This is a genomic window from Ornithinimicrobium murale (assembly GCF_003352835.1).
Lineage (GTDB): Bacteria > Actinomycetota > Actinomycetes > Actinomycetales > Dermatophilaceae > Ornithinicoccus > Ornithinicoccus muralis.
Genome location: NZ_QLVD01000028.1, coordinates 40,416 through 56,385 on the forward strand (window position 1 = coordinate 40,416; position 15,970 = coordinate 56,385).

General features: G+C 72.1%; 10 protein-coding genes. 5 read left to right on the forward strand and 5 right to left on the reverse strand.

Features of this window, described 5'->3' with window-relative positions; all coding sequences use genetic code 11:
- The first annotated feature begins 28 nt into the window (after positions 1-28).
- The 4 genes from DPQ65_RS13310 to DPQ65_RS13325 all read left to right on the forward strand — a co-directional run bounded on the left by DPQ65_RS13310 (position 29) and on the right by DPQ65_RS13325 (position 5,536).
- On the forward strand, positions 29-1,684 hold the full coding sequence (locus DPQ65_RS13310; protein WP_114907844.1) for an FAD-dependent oxidoreductase: 1,656 nt from the start codon (positions 29-31) through the stop codon (positions 1,682-1,684).
- A gap of 9 nt (positions 1,685-1,693) precedes the next feature.
- Entirely contained in the window at positions 1,694-3,082 is a 1,389-nt protein-coding gene (locus DPQ65_RS13315; protein WP_114907845.1) for an ATP-binding protein, read from the forward strand.
- A 251-nt stretch (positions 3,083-3,333) separates the two neighbouring features.
- On the forward strand, positions 3,334-5,070 hold the full coding sequence (locus DPQ65_RS13320; RefSeq protein WP_114907846.1) for an RNA polymerase sigma factor: 1,737 nt from the start codon (positions 3,334-3,336) through the stop codon (positions 5,068-5,070).
- Positions 5,071-5,269: 199 nt separating this feature from the next.
- Positions 5,270-5,536 carry a hypothetical protein gene (locus DPQ65_RS13325; RefSeq protein WP_114907847.1) on the forward strand — a complete coding sequence of 89 codons (267 nt, stop codon included), beginning with the start codon at positions 5,270-5,272 and terminating at the stop codon, positions 5,534-5,536.
- Positions 5,537-5,669: 133 nt separating this feature from the next.
- Here the strand turns inward: DPQ65_RS13325 and DPQ65_RS13330 are convergent, their stop codons facing one another.
- The 5 genes from DPQ65_RS13330 to DPQ65_RS13350 form a co-directional block, all read right to left on the reverse strand.
- Complete coding sequence (locus tag DPQ65_RS13330; RefSeq protein WP_162802225.1) at positions 5,670-8,951, reverse strand: NHL repeat-containing protein; 3,282 nt, start codon at positions 8,949-8,951, stop codon at positions 5,670-5,672.
- A 64-nt stretch (positions 8,952-9,015) separates the two neighbouring features.
- Positions 9,016-10,551, reverse strand: a complete 1,536-nt coding sequence (locus tag DPQ65_RS13335; protein WP_114907849.1) for a hypothetical protein — start codon at positions 10,549-10,551, stop codon at positions 9,016-9,018.
- Positions 10,523-11,182 (reverse strand): ABC transporter ATP-binding protein, encoded by a 660-nt coding sequence (locus DPQ65_RS13340; protein WP_114907850.1) that lies wholly within the window; start codon positions 11,180-11,182, stop codon positions 10,523-10,525. The genes DPQ65_RS13335 and DPQ65_RS13340 overlap by 29 nt, the downstream gene beginning before the upstream one ends.
- 124 nt (positions 11,183-11,306) lie before the next feature.
- Complete coding sequence (locus DPQ65_RS13345) at positions 11,307-11,963, reverse strand: response regulator (RefSeq protein WP_238146851.1); 657 nt, start codon at positions 11,961-11,963, stop codon at positions 11,307-11,309.
- A 54-nt stretch (positions 11,964-12,017) separates the two neighbouring features.
- Positions 12,018-13,448 (reverse strand): sensor histidine kinase, encoded by a 1,431-nt coding sequence (locus DPQ65_RS13350; RefSeq protein ID WP_114907851.1) that lies wholly within the window; start codon positions 13,446-13,448, stop codon positions 12,018-12,020.
- Positions 13,449-13,629: 181 nt separating this feature from the next.
- Between DPQ65_RS13350 and DPQ65_RS13355 the strand changes: the two genes are divergently transcribed.
- Entirely contained in the window at positions 13,630-15,957 is a 2,328-nt protein-coding gene (locus DPQ65_RS13355) for a coiled-coil domain-containing protein (RefSeq protein ID WP_114907852.1), read from the forward strand.
- The last annotated feature ends 13 nt before the right edge of the window (positions 15,958-15,970 follow it).

Genomic DNA, 15,970 nt, shown 5'->3' on the forward strand with positions numbered 1-15,970 from the left:
CTCCCCGTGACGTCGGAAGTTGTTGCCCATGAGCAAGCCCGCCATCCTGACGGTCGATGACGACCCGATGGTCTCTGCCGCGATCACCCGTGACCTGCGGGACCGCTACGGCGGTGACTACCGGGTGCTGGGCGCGACCTCGGGGGCCGACGGGCTGGCGGTGCTGGAACGGCTCGCGCTGCGCGATCAGAGCACCGCCCTGATCGTGACCGACCAGCGGATGCCCGTGATGGCCGGCATCGAGTTCCTGGAGGCGGCCCGGCCGCAGGCACCGACGGCCAAGCAGCTGCTGCTGACCGCCTATGCCGATACCGACGCGGCGATCCGCGCGATCAACGACATCGGCCTGGACCACTATCTCCTCAAGCCCTGGGACCCGCCCGACGAGCGTCTCTACCCGGTCGTCGACGACCTGCTCGAGGACTGGCGACGGGCGCACCCGACCGACACCTCCGGCATACGCGTGGTGGGTCACCGGTGGTCCGAGCAGGCCCACGCGACCAAGACCTTCCTGGCCCGCAACCACGTCCCCTACCGGTGGATCGACATCGAGGACGGCGAGGAGGGGGAGCGACTGCGGCAGGCGGCGGGGGCAACCGTCGAGGAGCTGCCGCTGGTGCTGGTCCCGGACGGGACGACCCTGAGCTGTCCCTCGAGCAAGGAGCTCGCGGGGGCGCTGGGTCTGCGGACCCGCGCCGAGCAACCGCTGTATGACGTGGCGATCGTTGGTGGTGGACCCGCCGGTCTCGCGTCGGCCGTCTACGCGGCCTCCGAGGGGTTGCAGACGGTCGTCATCGAGCGTGAGGCGCCGGGCGGGCAGGCCGGGCAGAGCGCCGCGATCGAGAACTACCTGGGCTTCCCGCGGGGGCTCAGCGGGTCGGACCTGACGCAGCGCGCGGTCGCCCAGGCCATCCGGTTCGGGGCCGAGATGGTGGTGGCCCGCGACGTGGTCGGGCTCGAGCGGCGCGGGCCGGTGCGTGCGGTCCTGCTGGACGGTGAGGGCGCGATCGAGGCGCGCTCGGTGATCGTCACCACGGGGGTCTCCTACCGCCGGCTCGGGGCCGCCGACGTGGACGTGTTCACCGGTCGGGGTGTCTACTACGGGGCCACGGCGAGCGAGGCGGTGCAGGTGGCTGGCGAGGAGGTCTATCTGATCGGGGCCGCCAACTCCGCCGGGCAGGCTGCGCTCAACCTCTCTCGGCACGCCAAGCACCTGACCCTCCTGGTGCGGGGGAGCGACCTCGGGGCCTCGATGTCGCAGTATCTGGTTGACCGGATCATGGCCCGGGACAACATCACCGTGCGGCACGGCACCGAGGTCGTCGCGGCGCGGGGTGACGGGCACCTGGAGTCGATCACGCTGCGCGACCGCGGCTCGGGGGCGACCCAGGAGGTCGCCGCCAGCTGGTTGTTCGTCTATATCGGGGCCGACCCGCGGACCGACTGGCTGGGTGACCTGGTCGCCCGGGACACCAAGGGCTTCGTCCTGACCGGCCCGGAGATGCTCCGCGCGGTGGACGGGGCCTGGACCGGGCCGCGCGCACCCTATGCACTCGAGACGAGCGTCCCCGGGGTCTTCGCGGCCGGCGACGTGCGGCTGGACTCCATGAAACGTGTCGCCTCCGCCGTCGGCGAGGGCGCCATGGCGGTGCACTTCATCCACCGCTACCTGGCCACGACCTGAGGAGCGCCCGTGGACGTCACCGACCTGCAACCGTTGGAGCTCTTCAGCGGACTGGGCACCGAGCAGCTCGAGGAGCTCATCGCGGCCGGGCGCGAGGTGCCCTTCGCCCCCGGTGACCTGTTGTGGACCGAGGGCGAGCACGCCGACTCCTGGTGGGTGGTGGTCGACGGGGTCGTCGAGCTGGTGCGGCGCACCGAGCGCGAGGACATGGTGGTGGGCCGGATGGACGCCCCCGGCAGGTGGGCCGGTGGCTTCCGCGCCTGGGTCGACACCGGTGTCTATCTGGCCAGCGCCCGGGGTCTGGAGAGCGGCCGGATGCTGGAGGTGCCGTCCGTGGCGCTGCGCGACCTGACGGCGCGGTGGTTCCCGTTCGGCAGCCACCTCATCAAGGGCATCTACGGCATGGCGCTCTATGTCGAGTCCACGGCCCGCCAGCGTGACGCCCTGGCCACCCTCGGCAAGCTCGCGGCCGGCCTGGCCCACGAGATCAACAACCCCGCGGCCGCCGCGACCCGGGCCACCGCCGCCCTCGGCGCCGCCGACGACAAGCTGTTCGACTCGCTGCGGGAGCTGGCCGAGCACGGCATCACGGCGGAGCAGTTCACCGCCCTGGACGCGCTGCGACGGGACCTGGCCGCACGGCCGGCGCCCGCCTATGTCGACCTCGCCGAGATCGAGGACGCCCTCGCCGAGCGGCTGGAGGCCCGGGGCGTGGACCGCAGCTGGGTGATGGCGCCGGTGCTCGCGGCCGCCAGCGCGGACACCCAGTGGTGCGAGGGGCTGGCGCGCGTCGTCGACGACCGCTCACTGCAGGCGAGCCTGGACTGGGTGGTCAGCAGCCTGCAGGCCACGGTGCTGCGCGCCGAGATCACCGAGTCGACCCGGCGCATCTCCGAGCTGGTCGCGGCGGTGCGTTCCTACTCCCAGCTGGACCGCGCTGCTCTGCAGCGGCTGGATGTCACCGAGGGCATCGAGAGCACCCTGCTGGTGCTGGGCCACCGGCTGCGCGAGGGGAGTGTGGAGGTGGTCAAGGACTACGACGGTGCCCCGCACATCGAGGGCTATGCCGGTGAGCTCAACCAGGTCTGGACCAACCTCATCGACAACGCGGTCGACGCGATGGCCGGTGCCGGCACGCTGCGCATCAGCACCCGGGCGGGCGAGGACGGCGGAGCCGTGGTGGAGATCGCCGACACCGGCCCGGGCATGCCCGAGGAGGTGGTCGGCCGGGCGTTCGAGGCGTTCTACACGACCAAACCGGTGGGGCAGGGCACCGGCCTGGGGCTGGACATCGCCCGGCGCATCGTGGTGGAGCGCCACGGCGGCACCATCGAGATCGCCTCCGAACCGGGAGCCACCGTCCTGCGCGTCCGACTGCCGACCGCGCCACCAGCGTGATGCCAACCACACCGCACCGAGGGCCTCCCCGGTGGTCCGGCAAAGCTGCTGGTCAACCGGTGATGACAGGGTCCGGGAACATCACCGGGAGGTTCCTGGTTCTATAATGTCAACAGGTGCTCATCCACTCACCGAGATCGGATGACCTGGATAGCCAACACACACAGAGTCCTGGGCGCTCCGCCGTGCCCGGCGCGCTTGCCTCAAGTCCGCCGCTCTCGAGCTCCCCACGAAAGTAGCTGGTGTAACCCGTGACAGCCAAGAAGGCCACCCCCGCAACCACAACGCTCGACCTCCCGGCCGAGTTCAGCAAGCCCGAGCTGGAGACCCTGTTCAAGCGGGGCAAGCAGTCCGGTGAGCTCCCGCTGTCCGATGTCCGGACCGCGCTCGAGGCCGCCGAGCTGCCCAACAAGAAGACCATGACCAAGGTCCTCAAGGTGCTGTCCGACAACGCGATCCATGTCGTGATGGACGGCACCGAGGCCACCCCGGCCAAGCGCACCACGCGCAAGACCGCTGCCCGCAAGACCGCGAGCAAGACGACGACCACCAAGACGACGACCACCAAGGCGGCAAGCGCCAAGACCGCGGCCCCCAAGACCGCCACGAAGTCGACGGCCACGAAGTCGACGGCCACCACGAAGGCCGCGGAGGCCAAGGAAACACCGGCCAAGGCCACCGCCAAGAAGGCGCCGGCCAAGGCCGCGACCACGAGCGAGGCCACCGAGGCGACCGCGGACGAGAAGACCACGGCCAAGAAGGCCCCCGCCAAGAAGGCGCCGGCCAAGAAGGCCGCCACCACGCGCGCCGCGGCCAAGACCGCGGCCGGCAAGACCGCCGCCGCCAAGAAGACGACCACCCGCCAGACGGCCGCCGCCCGGAAGAAGGCGGCAGCAGCCGCTGAGGCGGAGGTCGTCGACGAGGACGTCGAGGCAGAGGAAGAGGACGAGGAGAAGGGTGAGGGCGAGGTCGTCGCCACGCCCCAGCCGGCCGCCGGCACCGCCTCCGAGGACTCCGGCTTCGTCCTGAGCCAGGGCGATGACGATGACGCCCCGGCGCAGCAGGTCGTGACCGCCGGTGCCACTGCCGACCCGGTCAAGGACTACCTGAAGCAGATCGGCAAGGTCGCGCTGCTCAACGCCGAGCAGGAGGTCGAGCTCGCCAAGCGCATCGAGGCCGGCCTGTTCGCCGAGGAGCGTCTCAACTCCGGCGACAAGCTGGACGCCAAGCTCAAGCGCGAGCTGTGGTGGATCTCCTCGGACGGCAAGAACGCCAAGAACCACCTGCTCGAGGCCAACCTGCGACTGGTCGTCTCGCTGGCCAAGCGCTACACCGGCCGCGGCATGCTGTTCCTGGACCTGATCCAGGAGGGCAACCTCGGTCTGATCCGCGCCGTCGAGAAGTTCGACTACACCAAGGGTTACAAGTTCTCGACCTACGCAACGTGGTGGATCCGCCAGGCGATCACCCGCGCGATGGCCGACCAGGCCCGCACCATCCGCATCCCGGTGCACATGGTCGAGGTCATCAACAAGCTAGCCCGCGTGCAGCGCCAGATGCTGCAGGACCTGGGGCGCGAGCCCCTGCCCGAGGAGCTGGCCGCCGAGCTGGACATGACGCCGGAGAAGGTCGTCGAGGTCCAGAAGTACGGCCGCGAGCCCATCTCCCTGCACACCCCCCTGGGCGAGGACGGCGACTCCGAGTTCGGTGACCTGATCGAGGACTCCGAGGCGGTCGTCCCGGCCGACGCGGTGTCGTTCACGCTGCTGCAGGAGCAGCTCCACTCGGTGCTGGACACCCTGTCCGAGCGTGAGGCCGGCGTCGTCTCGATGCGCTTCGGTCTCTCCGACGGACAGCCGAAGACTTTAGACGAGATCGGCAAGGTCTACGGCGTCACCCGCGAGCGGATCCGACAGATCGAGAGCAAGACCATGAGCAAGCTGCGGCACCCGTCGCGCTCCCAGGTGCTCCGCGACTACCTGGACTGACCAGGAAGACCCCGCCGGTCCGCATACGACCGGTTGCCTGTGCCCTGCCCCGCCTGTCGGGGCAGGGCACAGTGCGTTGTGTCCGTGCTGACCTCTCCCATTTTGAGTAAAGTATGAGTAAAGTACTCGCAAGGATTAGCCCAAGTGGAGCGGTGTCGTCGGAGACAGCCGATGGCGCCCTGGTCGAAAGGCGAGTGCGATGGAGATTCTGTCGGAGGTCCCGGGCCTGAAGGCCGGAGAGCACTTCGTGGTCGAGCACGAGGCGGGTGAGGGTGACACCTACCGCCTGACGGTGCTGGGACCAGACGGCCGGTCCAGCGAGCAGACGGTGCTCTGGACCTGGTCCAAGACGGCTCAGCAGGTTGCCGAGGAGGCGGTCGCGGGCCACCTCGGTCGCCCTGGGGACGCACGGCCCACGGCGCCGACCCGTGGGACCGGTGGTTCCTACGTGGTCACCATGGTCTGAGGCCGCGCCACGGCGGTGCAGGTCTGTCCCGCCTGATCAGGGCGGACTGCCGGGGGCAGGTGCCTGGCTGACTATGCTCTGCCCCGAAATACGGGGCAGAGCGCGGTGCGCCCGGGGGTATGCGGTGCGCCGGTCAGGTGCTCTCGGACACGTCGGGGCCGGGGGCAGGAACGGGGGCCTGCTGCCGCCTCCGCCGGAGTTGCCAGACCAGGACCGCCCCTGCCAGGAGCACCAGGCCGCCGGCGCCGGCGATGATCCCGAGCCAGGGCACCTCGGACGGGGCGGTGACCTCCGCAGGGTGCACCAGTGCCGACACTCGTGCCGCGGGGCCGCGCCCATCGTGCGAGAGCGTGTAGGCGTTGCCGTGCCGGTCCGCGGCGATGCGCACGTTGAACTGCTCCTCGGGCCACAGGCCATCGTGGAAGGCGTAGGTGTCCTCGACGGGGTCGATGACCAGGACGCCGGCACTCGTGGCCACGAACAGGTGGCCGTGCGGGCCGACGGCAAGGTCCTGCGGTTGGCCCGACGGCAGTGCCGTTGCTGTGCCGAACGGCTCGTCAACCAGGGAGGTGCCGCTGTCCTCATCCCGGGCGGCCACGACCGTCACCGAGCCCTCGCCGTCCAGGCGCAGCACCTGGCGCTCCTCGGCCTCGATGCCGTAGAGGGTGCCGTCCGGCCCGGCGGCCAGGGCGTGGAGTCGTTCGACGGCGCCGGTGTCCACCCCGGTGGCCGTCCCGTCCGTCGAGATGCGGTGCACCGTCGTTTCCGGGTCCGGCTCGGTGGCGGTGCCGACCAGGGAGAGGACGAACACCGAGCCGTCGGGCCCGATCGCGACGTCAGGGACACCGCCCTCGAGGCTCAGGGACCGTCCCGGCAGCGGCCCCTCCGCCTCGCCGGTGGAACCGCCGCCGGCCACCGGCACCGTGCGGCCGTCGGGGAAGACCCGGCTGACCGAGGTGGAGCGCGCGAGATACATCGCCTCAGCGGAGGCCAGGCGGTTGCCGCCTGAGGTGCCGAACTCGGAGACGGTGCCGTCGATGGTCAGCATGCCCGCCTGGCCAGTGACAGTGGGGAGCCCGTCCGGTCCGATCGCCAGGTCCTGCACGCCCGAAAGAGGCGCGTCCGCGGCAGGCAGTGGCTCGTCGGGAGCCGCGTCCATCTCCAGGAGCACGCTCACGGCCGCGTCATCGGTCAGTCGGTAGATCCGGTCGGGGCGGGTCGTGGCGAACACCAGGTTGCCGTCGGCGTCCAGAGCCAGCGAGGTCGGCTCCCCGATGGCCGTGTCCAGGGCAGGTCCTGCAGGGTCGGACTCCCCGGTGGGTCCTGCGGGGTCGGGCACGCGGCCGGTGCCGGCGACCGTGGTGACCGTGCCGTCGGTGTCCAGACGCCGGACCCGGGCGTTGTAGGTGTCGGCGACCAGCAGCGCGTCATCCGGCGCCACCGCCAGGCCGAGGGGAGTGTTCAACTCGGCCTCCACTCCGGGGCCTCCGTCTCCGGCGAAACCGCCCTCGTCCTGCCCGCGATAGCTGTCGCCCAGCGCTGTGGTGATCGTGCCGTCCGGCGTGATCGCTCGCACGTGTGGTCGGCCGCCTTCGGTCAGATAGACCGTGCCCGAGCTGTCGACGGCCACGTCCGTGGGCTCCCACAGGGAGGCCTCGAGGGCGGGGTGGCCGTCGACCTCGTCGGCCCACCGCTGTCCGCCGCCCGCGATCGGGTCGACGTCTCCAGCCGGCGTGATTCTCCGCACCAGGTCGCCCTGCGTGAGATAGATGCTGCCCTGCGCGTCCGTGGTGATGCCACGGATCGGGCCGGAGTCGCCGCCGTCGAATACCTGGGTCATCGTCCCCTCATCGTCGAGTTTCCAGATCCGCTGTGGCTCGGCGATCAGCAGCTGACCGTCTGCGGTCGTCGCGACGTCCTGGACGCCATCGAGGACGTGCTCGTCCGCACGCACCGTGTCCGGTGGCGATCCCTCGGCGGCCTCCTCCGGTGGCGGCCACACGCCGGCGACCACCGACGTGCTCCCGTCGGGTTCGACGCGGCGGACGGTCGCCGTGGCGCGATCCCCGTAGACCACGGACCCGTCGGCGTCGACGGTGACCCCGGACGCGTGGGGATAGCTCTGCGGCGAGGTCGGTGGCTCCGGTCGGACCGCGGCCGGCTCCTCGGCACCGGCAACATGCACGACCTCGCCTGCCTCGGCGCTCGCGAACGGGTCCGCCCCTGCCTCGACCGGTCCCGTGGCCTCGGTCGCCGACGCCCCGTCCATGGTGAGCCGCAGCGCCAGAGCGCCCCGGGTGAAGATGATGTCCCCGTTCGGCAGCACGTCCAGGCTGTCGACCTGACCGACGGAGCCCCGCACCGTGGTGATGATGCCGTCGTGGTCGACCCGGCGGATCGCCGCGTTGTAGGTGTCGGCGATCAGGAGCTCCCCGTCGGTCGTGACGGCCAGGCCCTGCACGACGTCGGAGAGGAGAGCCTCACGGGCGGGCCCGCCGTCGCCGCTGAAGCCGCTTTCACCGGTCCCGGCGAACACGTCCAGCCGCCCGTCGGGGTCGATCGCCATGACCCTGGAGTGCAGCTCGGTGGTGAAGAAGACGGTGCCCGCCAGAGGGCCGCTGTCGGCCACGGCCAGGGCCTCGGGTCGACCGATCGCATAGTCGGTGGCGGGCCTGCTCCCGTCGGCCCTGGCCCGGTCCGCCTCGCCGCCGCCAGCCAGCACGCGCACGGAGCCGTCCTCGTCGATCGCGATGATCCGACCGGCCCCGGCGAGGTAGGCATAGACCGTGCCGTCGGAGGAGACCGCCACCGCACTCGCCCGGTGCAGCGAGGTGGCCTCGCCCGGAAGGCTCTCGCCGGGTTCTGGGAGGCCCTGCTCCCCGCCACCGGCCAGGACCGACTTCTCCCCACCCGGGGTCACCCGGGTGACGTCCGTCGTGGCGCCGACCACCACCGCACCGTCGTCGGTCACGTCCACCGAGCGCGGCCGGTTGCTCGGACTGTAGGTCCATCCCTCGTCCAGGTCGACGTCGTTCTCCGGGGACCGCGTGGCGTGGATCATCGTGCGGATGGTGCCCTCCGGGTCGATCACCCGGAGTCGTCCGTTGCCACGATCGGCCAGGTAGATGCTCCCGTTCGGGCCCGCGGCGATGTCGAGCCCGGTGTTCAACCGAGCGTCGGTCGCGGGCCCGCCGTCGCCGGAGTAGCCCACGCCAGTGGGCCCGCTGAGACCGGCGATGCGGGTGACCTCACCGGCGACCGGACGGGTGGCGGGATCGGACGTGGTCGCCTCCGGGGCCGCCACGGCCGGCTGGTGGCTCGGGCCGAACGAGACGGCCAGGAGAGCCAGGGCGGCGAGGACGGCCACGAACGGGACGCGGGGTGGACGCGGTGAGGCACTGTGAGGCGAAAGCACCCATCCACCCTACGAGCCTCCCCTTTCAGGGGGCTTTCAACAGCGGCGCTCGCCACCGCACGGGTCAGAGGTCGTTGAGCCGCCCGTAGGCCAGGCCGACGACGGCGACCAGGGCCAGCACGGCGGCGCCGGCGGCGAGCAGCAGGCCGCCGGTGGTGAGCACGTAGGCGAGCCCGAGGCCCAGGGCGATGGCCAGCAGCAGCGCGTCGGCCTGCCAGGCCATCACCATCAGCCCGGACAGGTCGCCCACCGGGGACGGGGCCGGTGTCAGCAGCGTGAGGGGGAGCGGCCCCTTGGTGCTGTCGAAGGCCCGGACGGCCACCAGCAGCACGCCCAGGAGCGCGGCCTCCACCAGCCCGGCGGCGGGCCATCCGGCGAGCCGGGCCAGGCCGGCCCCGGCCACCGAGCACAGCACCGCCAGCAGGACCGGAACCAGCGTGTGCAGCAGGAACAGCTGGGCCGTGGTGTGCCCGAAGAGGGTCGGCAGCGAGCGAGTGTCCGCGGCGTGCCGGAAGCCGTCGGTGAGCGTGCCCAGCGCCAGGAACCCGGCCACCGCGCCGAGCCCGGCGAGGACCAGCGGCGAGACGGGGGTGCCGGCCACCGCCAGGGACATCAGGGCCCCACCGAGGATCAGGAAGGCCAGACCGGTCACGGCCCGGACGGGGGTCCGGGCGGCTCCGACCAGGTCTCGCACGGCATACTGCAGGACGGTCGTGCTTCCGGGGACAGCCCACCACCGTCTCCCGAGGCGCGGAAGAGCACGGAAGGTGGCCAGCGCGGAGGCGAGGTCGCCGGTGTAGGCCGCGATGCTCACGATCTCCCACTGCCGTGCCTGGCGGAGCAGGAGCGGGCCAAGCACGCGGTCCAGCAACCGGGGGACCCGCTCGGCGCAGACCAGCGCGACCAGGACCAGGGGGAGCAGCGCCCACGGCGGGCCGTCGGCGGTCGGTGGCCAGAGGTCGGCGACCCAGCCCCACGGGGTGACAGTGGCCAGGGCGGGCACCAGCAGGGTGAGCCCGGTCGCGGCGAGCAGCGCGACGGTGAGCACCCAGCCGTGCCGTGGGCCGACGCGCTGCCCGGCCAGCCACGCGGCGGCGGCGATCACGCCGAGGGCGGCCGCGGCACCGGTGAGCCCGAGCGCGCCCGGCACGTCCAGCCCGGACTCGAGGACGAGGACCGTGGCCAGCAGGCCACCGGCGACGGTGAACAGGATGGTGAGGGCCACCGCCGCCGTCACGAACGGCCGCAGCAGCGTGCGGGAGCGGGGCAGGTCGGTGCCGGCGAGCAGACTGACCAGGACCGGGGGCAGGTGGGCGGGGCCGCGGTGCATGCCCACCACCGTGGCGGCGGCGAGCAGCGCTCCACTGACGGCAAGCACCACCTGCCTGGACCCCGCCGATTGCAGCGCGGAGAGGATCTCCGGCTCGGCCAGCACCCGGGCCGTCCCGATCAGCAGCGGGATGACCACCATGGCCAGGACGAGGACGACCAGATAGGCCAGGTATGCAGTGTCCCCCTGGGTGCGCGCCCCACCCCGGTCCTGGTAGAGGCGGCGCGCCCCGCCGATCCGCTCACGCGGAGTCAGGAGCGGGACCGACATCCCCCACCTCCAGGACCTGGTTGGCGAGCTGCTCCACGAGGTCAGCACTGTGGGTGGCGAAGACGAGGGTGGTGCCGGCCCGGACATGGGCCTGGAGGGCCGCGGTGACCAGCCCCAGGCGATGACGGTCCAGGCGCTGCTCTGGCTCGTCGACCACCAGCAGGTTGAACGGGCGGGCCAGGGTCAGCGCGATGGAGAACAGCTGCACCTGACCCGAGGAGAGCTCGTGCGGGAAGCGGCGGCCCAGCCGGGCCAGGTCGAAGGAGGTCAGCAGCGCGTCCGACTGCTCCTGCGCGTGGTCCGCGGGGGTGCCCCAGGACGTCGCGACCAGGACCAGGTGCTCCCGGACGGTGAGGTCACGGGCCAGCGGCGGCATGCCGATCAGAGCGGCGACCCGGCGCCGGAAGACGGGGTTGCGTTCCTCGATGCTCGCGCCGGCGACGCTCACCAGCCCGGAGGTGGGCGCGATGAGCCCGGCCAGCACCCGCAGCAGGGTGGTCTTGCCCGCTCCGTTGGGTCCGACCACGGCCAGCGCCGAGCCGGTCTCGAGCTGGAAGCTCACCGGGGGCAGCAGGACCTCGTCGGGCGCGATGGCCACGCCGATGTCCTCCGCAACGATCACCGGGCTCATGCTGTTTCCCGGCCTCCGGGGGCCTCGATGTCGGATTTCACGCCACTACTGAAACACACGTCACCCTGGTCACGGTTCAGTAGGTCGCTCCCGGTGTGCCGCCCGGGGTGGCGGTCGCTGTCAGTCATCGTCCGCGCAACACTCGGAAGGCGTTCTCCCGGTTGGTGACCCGCAGTTTGCGCAGCACCGAGGAGACGTGGACGCGCACGGTGGTGGTCGAGAGGAACAGCTCGCTGGCCACCTCGGCGGTGGATGCTCCCGCGGCGAGCAGCTCCATCACCTGCAGCTCGCGGTTGGTGAGCCGGGCGGCCGCAGCGCTGCGGCGCGGTCGGGAGGTCCGGAACTCCTGCAGCACCCGGCTCACCAGGGACGGCGCCAGCGCGGCCTCGCCGCGCAGCACCCCGTGCAGGGCCTGCGCCAGCCCGGCAGGGTCGCCGTCCTTGAGCAGGTAGCCGCTCGCCCCGGCCCGCAGGGAGTCGAAGAGGTCCTCGTCCTCCTCGGACTGGGTCAGCATCACCACCGCCGTGCCCGGGTGGGAGGTGCTGATCCGGCGGGCGGCGGCGATGCCGTCACCGGGCATGTTGATGTCCAGCAGCGCCACCTGCGGGCCGTGCTCGGCGACCAGCGCCACGGCCTGGTCGGCCGTCGCCGCCTCGCCGAGCACCACGCACTCCGCCGTCTCCAGCGCAGCCCTGACCCGGGCCCGCAGTCGGGCGTGGTCGTCGGCGAGGACCACGCTCAGCGGCTCTCCGGTCACCACGTCATCCGCCTCACCTGTCATCAGCACGTCACTGTCCGCATCGGTGCCAGCCGCATCTCGCTCACCACGTCACTGTCACCACGTCACCGTCACCACGCTGCCCTGTCCCGGCGGGGAGTCCAGCTCCAGTGTCCCGGGGAGGGACTCGGCGCGCTCCCGCATCGTGATCAGACCGTAGCCCCCTCCGCGGGTCTCCCGCCGGGCAGCGGCGAACCCCACCCCGTCGTCACGCACCGACAGCACCCGGGCGTCCCCGTCGCGGCGCAGGCTCAGGTGGACGCTGCGGGCCGCGCCGTGCCGGGCGGCGTTGGTCAGGGCCTCCCGCGCGATCTGGGTCAGCGTGTGCACATCATCCGGGTCGCTGTCCACGGCCGGGTCCAGGTCGGTCTCCAGCCGCAGTCCGTGCCGGTCTGCCAGCTCGCGGGCGGTGTGCTGGAGCACCTGCGCCAGCGGCTCGCTCTCCAGGCGGCGCAGCGCGTGCACGGCCGCCCGGGCCTCGTCCATCGCGCGCGTCGCTGACTCGCTGATCTGGGCGGCGGGCCGCCCGCGCAGGTCGTGGGCCAGGGACCGGATATAACTCAGCTCCTGCAGCACGCCGTCGTGGATCTCCCGGGCCAGGCGGCGCCGGTCCTGCAGGACCGCCTCCGTGGCCAGTCCCGACCAGTGCTGGCGGACCTCCCGCAACGCCCCGACGAGCAGCACGGCGTGGAAGGCGGTGCGCAGCACGTCACCGGCATAGAGCCAGTCGGTGTAGAGCGTCGGGCTCAGTGCATAGTTCACCCGCGCGAAGCCCCCGAGCGCGCAGGCCGGCCCCAACCAGCGCAGCAGCTCGTCCCGGTTCCGCATCGCCCGGGCGGTGAACCCGACGGACGCCAGCAGCAAGAGCGCGGCCATGACCAGGTGGGACGCCGTCACCAGCGGGTGACCGGTGGCCGGCTCGGTCTGCGCGCCGACCAGGGTGGGCAGAGGGTCCACCGCAGCAGGCAGTATGCCGCTCGCCCACCAGAGCGCCGCGCTCACCAGGACGGCGATCACCCAGGGCGCGATGGTCCAGGCCCGCACGACATGGCGCGAAGGGGCCTGGGTCGCACGGGGGAGCGCGGCCAGCGCCAGCAGGCAGGTGCCCAGCACCCCCAGGGCGAGCGGGATCCAGGCGTCCAGCGTGTCGTGGGGTGCGTCCAGCAGGAGCGCTGTCACGGTCGACAGCCCCAAGCCGGCCACCGCGAGCAGCGCCAGCCCCTGCACGAGCAGCAGGTCCGCGAGCCGACCTGCCCGCAGGTAGCGGCCCCACAGCAGGTAGGCGGCCAGCAGCGCGATACAGGCGTTCGCAGTGTCCAGCACCAGATGTCCGGTCCGACTGGGGGCAGCGGCCACGACCCAGGGCACCCCGACGACCAGGAGGGTGAGCAGGAGCCCGAGCGCCCAGCCGGTGGCGGTTAGCGCAACGTCGGTCCGGGAGCTGTGGGCCGCGGTGCCGGTCGCGTGCTGTCTGACCCGGCTGCCCATGGTCGGCGACCCTAGTGCAGCCAGGGCGGCGACACGCGGCCAGGCGGTGGCCCGTGATCTGAACGGTGTGTTCAGAAAGTTAAACGGCCAAGGTCCTTACCTTTTCATTACCTTTTCTTTACGTTAGGCGGAGCTTCGGATCACCGCGGATCCGGGCATCAACGGAAGGCACGAACAAGCGATGAGCACTCCCTCCACAGGCCACCGGGCGGCCCTCGTCTCCCTGATGGTGGTCGGCCTCCTGGGCTCGGCCGGGCAGGTCGCCAGCGCCGCCGACAACGGCCGCACACCCGGCATCTGCAACGGCGTGGTCAACCAGCTCGCCCACCGTGGCCATGTGCAGGCCAACCTGCTCAAGGCCGCTGCCAGGCAGAACGCCGACGTGATCGCGGACCTGCAGGCCCAGCGGGCCGAGCTGGAGGCGCAGGCCGGCACCCTGGTCGACGAGATCGCTGCGGCGGATGCCGCGATCGCAGAGCTCGACGCGGAGTTCGCAGCCCTGGAGGAGCAGGTGGCCGAGCTCGAGGCGCAGCTGGCCCAGCTGGAGTCCGACCGGGCCGCGGCGCAGGGTGAGGCGGCCGCTTCCGAGGAGAGGCTCGCAGATCTGCAGGCCGAGCGTGCGCTCGTGGCTGCTGACCTCGACACCGCTCAGGGCGAGCTCGCCACCGCCCAGGAGGCCCGGGACGCCCTCGTGGCGGACCGGGACGCCACCCAGGGTGCGCTCGAAGCCAAGCAGGCCGAGCTCCAGCAGGCCGGTGCCCTGCTGGCGCAGCTGCAGGACGAGGCCCAGCAGGCGGCTGACGCCCTCGCCGAGGGGGAGCGCGCACTCGCGGCCGCCCAGAGCGAGCTCGTCGGTCTGCAGGACGCGGAGGCGGCCGCCCAGGACGCGGTGACCGCTGCCGAGGCGGCGGTCACTGGGGCCGAGACCGAGCTGGCGGCGCTGGTGGCAGACCAGGACGCGGCCCAGGAGCAGGTCGAGGCAGCACAGGCAGCCCTGGACGACGCGGTGGCCGAGCTGTCCGCTGCCCAGCAGGCCGCCACGGCGGCTGCCGAGGCCGTGGTCACGGCCCAGGCAGCGGTCGGCGACGCCCAGTCGACTCTGGCGACCCTGGAGGAGGAGGCGGCACGCACCGAGCAGGCCGTCCAGGACCAGACCACAGCGATCGCCGTCGCCGAGGGAGAGCTGGCGGTGCTGCATACGGCCGTGGTGGACGCCCAGGCCCTGGTCGACGCCAACCGGCAGGCGGTCGCCGACCTGGAGACGCAGATCGCGGACCTGGCCACCGCACGGGACGAGGTCGACGCGCAGATCGGCGAGACGGCAGGCGACCTCGCCGCGGCGGAGCAGGCCCTGACCGGGCTTGTGCAGCAGCAGGCGACGCTGGAGAGCGAGATCGCTGAACTGCAGCGCCTGATCGATGAGGACAACTCGAGCGAGAACTCCAGGTGGAAGAGGGAACGCATCGCGGCACGCAACGCGAAGCAGGCCGAGCTCGCCATCGTGAACGACCAGATCACGGACAAGGACGCCGAGATCAGCGGGCTCGAGGGCGACCTTGCCGCGCTCCAGGGACAGGCCGACGCGCTCGCCGCGCAGCTGGCCGCCAAGCAGGCGGAGAGCAGCGCGCTGCAGCGCGACGGTGAGGTGCTGCAGGAGGCGTTGCTCGCCGCGCAGACAGCAGCCGAGGCCAAGGTCGCCGAGGTCGCCGGCCTGCGTGAGCAGGTGCCGGCGCTCGAGGCCGCACGCGACGCGGCCACCTCGGCCGTGACGGACCAGCAGCAGGTCCTGGACGGACTGCAGGGTGACCTGGCGGCAGCCGAGGCCGCCGCTGCGGACGCAGGCGCCCGGGTCACCGCCCAGGAGGGTGTCGTCGCCGCAGCTGAGGCGGAGCTGCAGAGCACGACCGGTGACCTGACCGCGGCCACCGAGGCGGTGCAGGCCCAGCAGCTCGTGCTCGACGGGCTGCGCGCCGACCTCACCGCCGCGCAGTCCGCCCTGGAGGCCGCGCAGCGGGCCGTGCAGGACCAGGAGGCCGAGATCGCCGGCCTGGAGAGCCAGCTGCCCGGGTTGCAGCTGGCCGTGGCCACCACCCATGCCGCGGTGAGCGCGCAGCAGGCCGAGGTCATCACGCTGGAGGGTGAGGTGGCCCGGCTCAGCGGCGAGCTGTCCGTGCTGAACGACCAGATCGCGGCCAAGGAGGGCGAGATCCTGGCGCTGCAGGACCGGGTGACCCCGCTGCTGGAGCGCCTCGGCCAGCTCGACGCCGAGGCGGAGGCCGAGCAGGCTCGACTCACCGAGCTGCAGCAGACCATCCAGTCACTGGACGGCCAGCTGACCCAGGCGCAGGCTTCCCTGCGTGATCTGGAGGCGCAGAAGAAGCGCAACCAGGCCGCCATCAAGGCGCAGCAGGCGATCGTGCTGGACCTGCAGTCTCGCCTCGGTGGCGTCCAGGCCCAGATCGCGACGATCGACGGCACGATCGCCCTCGGCGGGTGCGTCGTGAACTGACCTCCAGGCCACT

Bases quoted from the DNA above. Each gene is read 5' to 3' on its own strand.
- DPQ65_RS13310 (WP_114907844.1), top strand. From the start codon at position 29: ATGAGCAAGCCCGCCATCCTGACGGTCGATGACGACCCGATGGTCTCT.
- DPQ65_RS13325 (WP_114907847.1), top strand. From the start codon at position 5,270: ATGGAGATTCTGTCGGAGGTCCCGGGCCTGAAGGCCGGAGAGCACTTC.
- DPQ65_RS13335 (WP_114907849.1), bottom strand. From the start codon at position 10,551: ATGTCGGTCCCGCTCCTGACTCCGCGTGAGCGGATCGGCGGGGCGCGC.
- DPQ65_RS13340 (WP_114907850.1), bottom strand. From the start codon at position 11,182: ATGAGCCCGGTGATCGTTGCGGAGGACATCGGCGTGGCCATCGCGCCC.
- DPQ65_RS13345 (WP_238146851.1), bottom strand. From the start codon at position 11,963: ATGACAGGTGAGGCGGATGACGTGGTGACCGGAGAGCCGCTGAGCGTG.
- DPQ65_RS13350 (WP_114907851.1), bottom strand. From the start codon at position 13,448: ATGGGCAGCCGGGTCAGACAGCACGCGACCGGCACCGCGGCCCACAGC.
- DPQ65_RS13355 (WP_114907852.1), top strand. From the start codon at position 13,630: ATGAGCACTCCCTCCACAGGCCACCGGGCGGCCCTCGTCTCCCTGATG.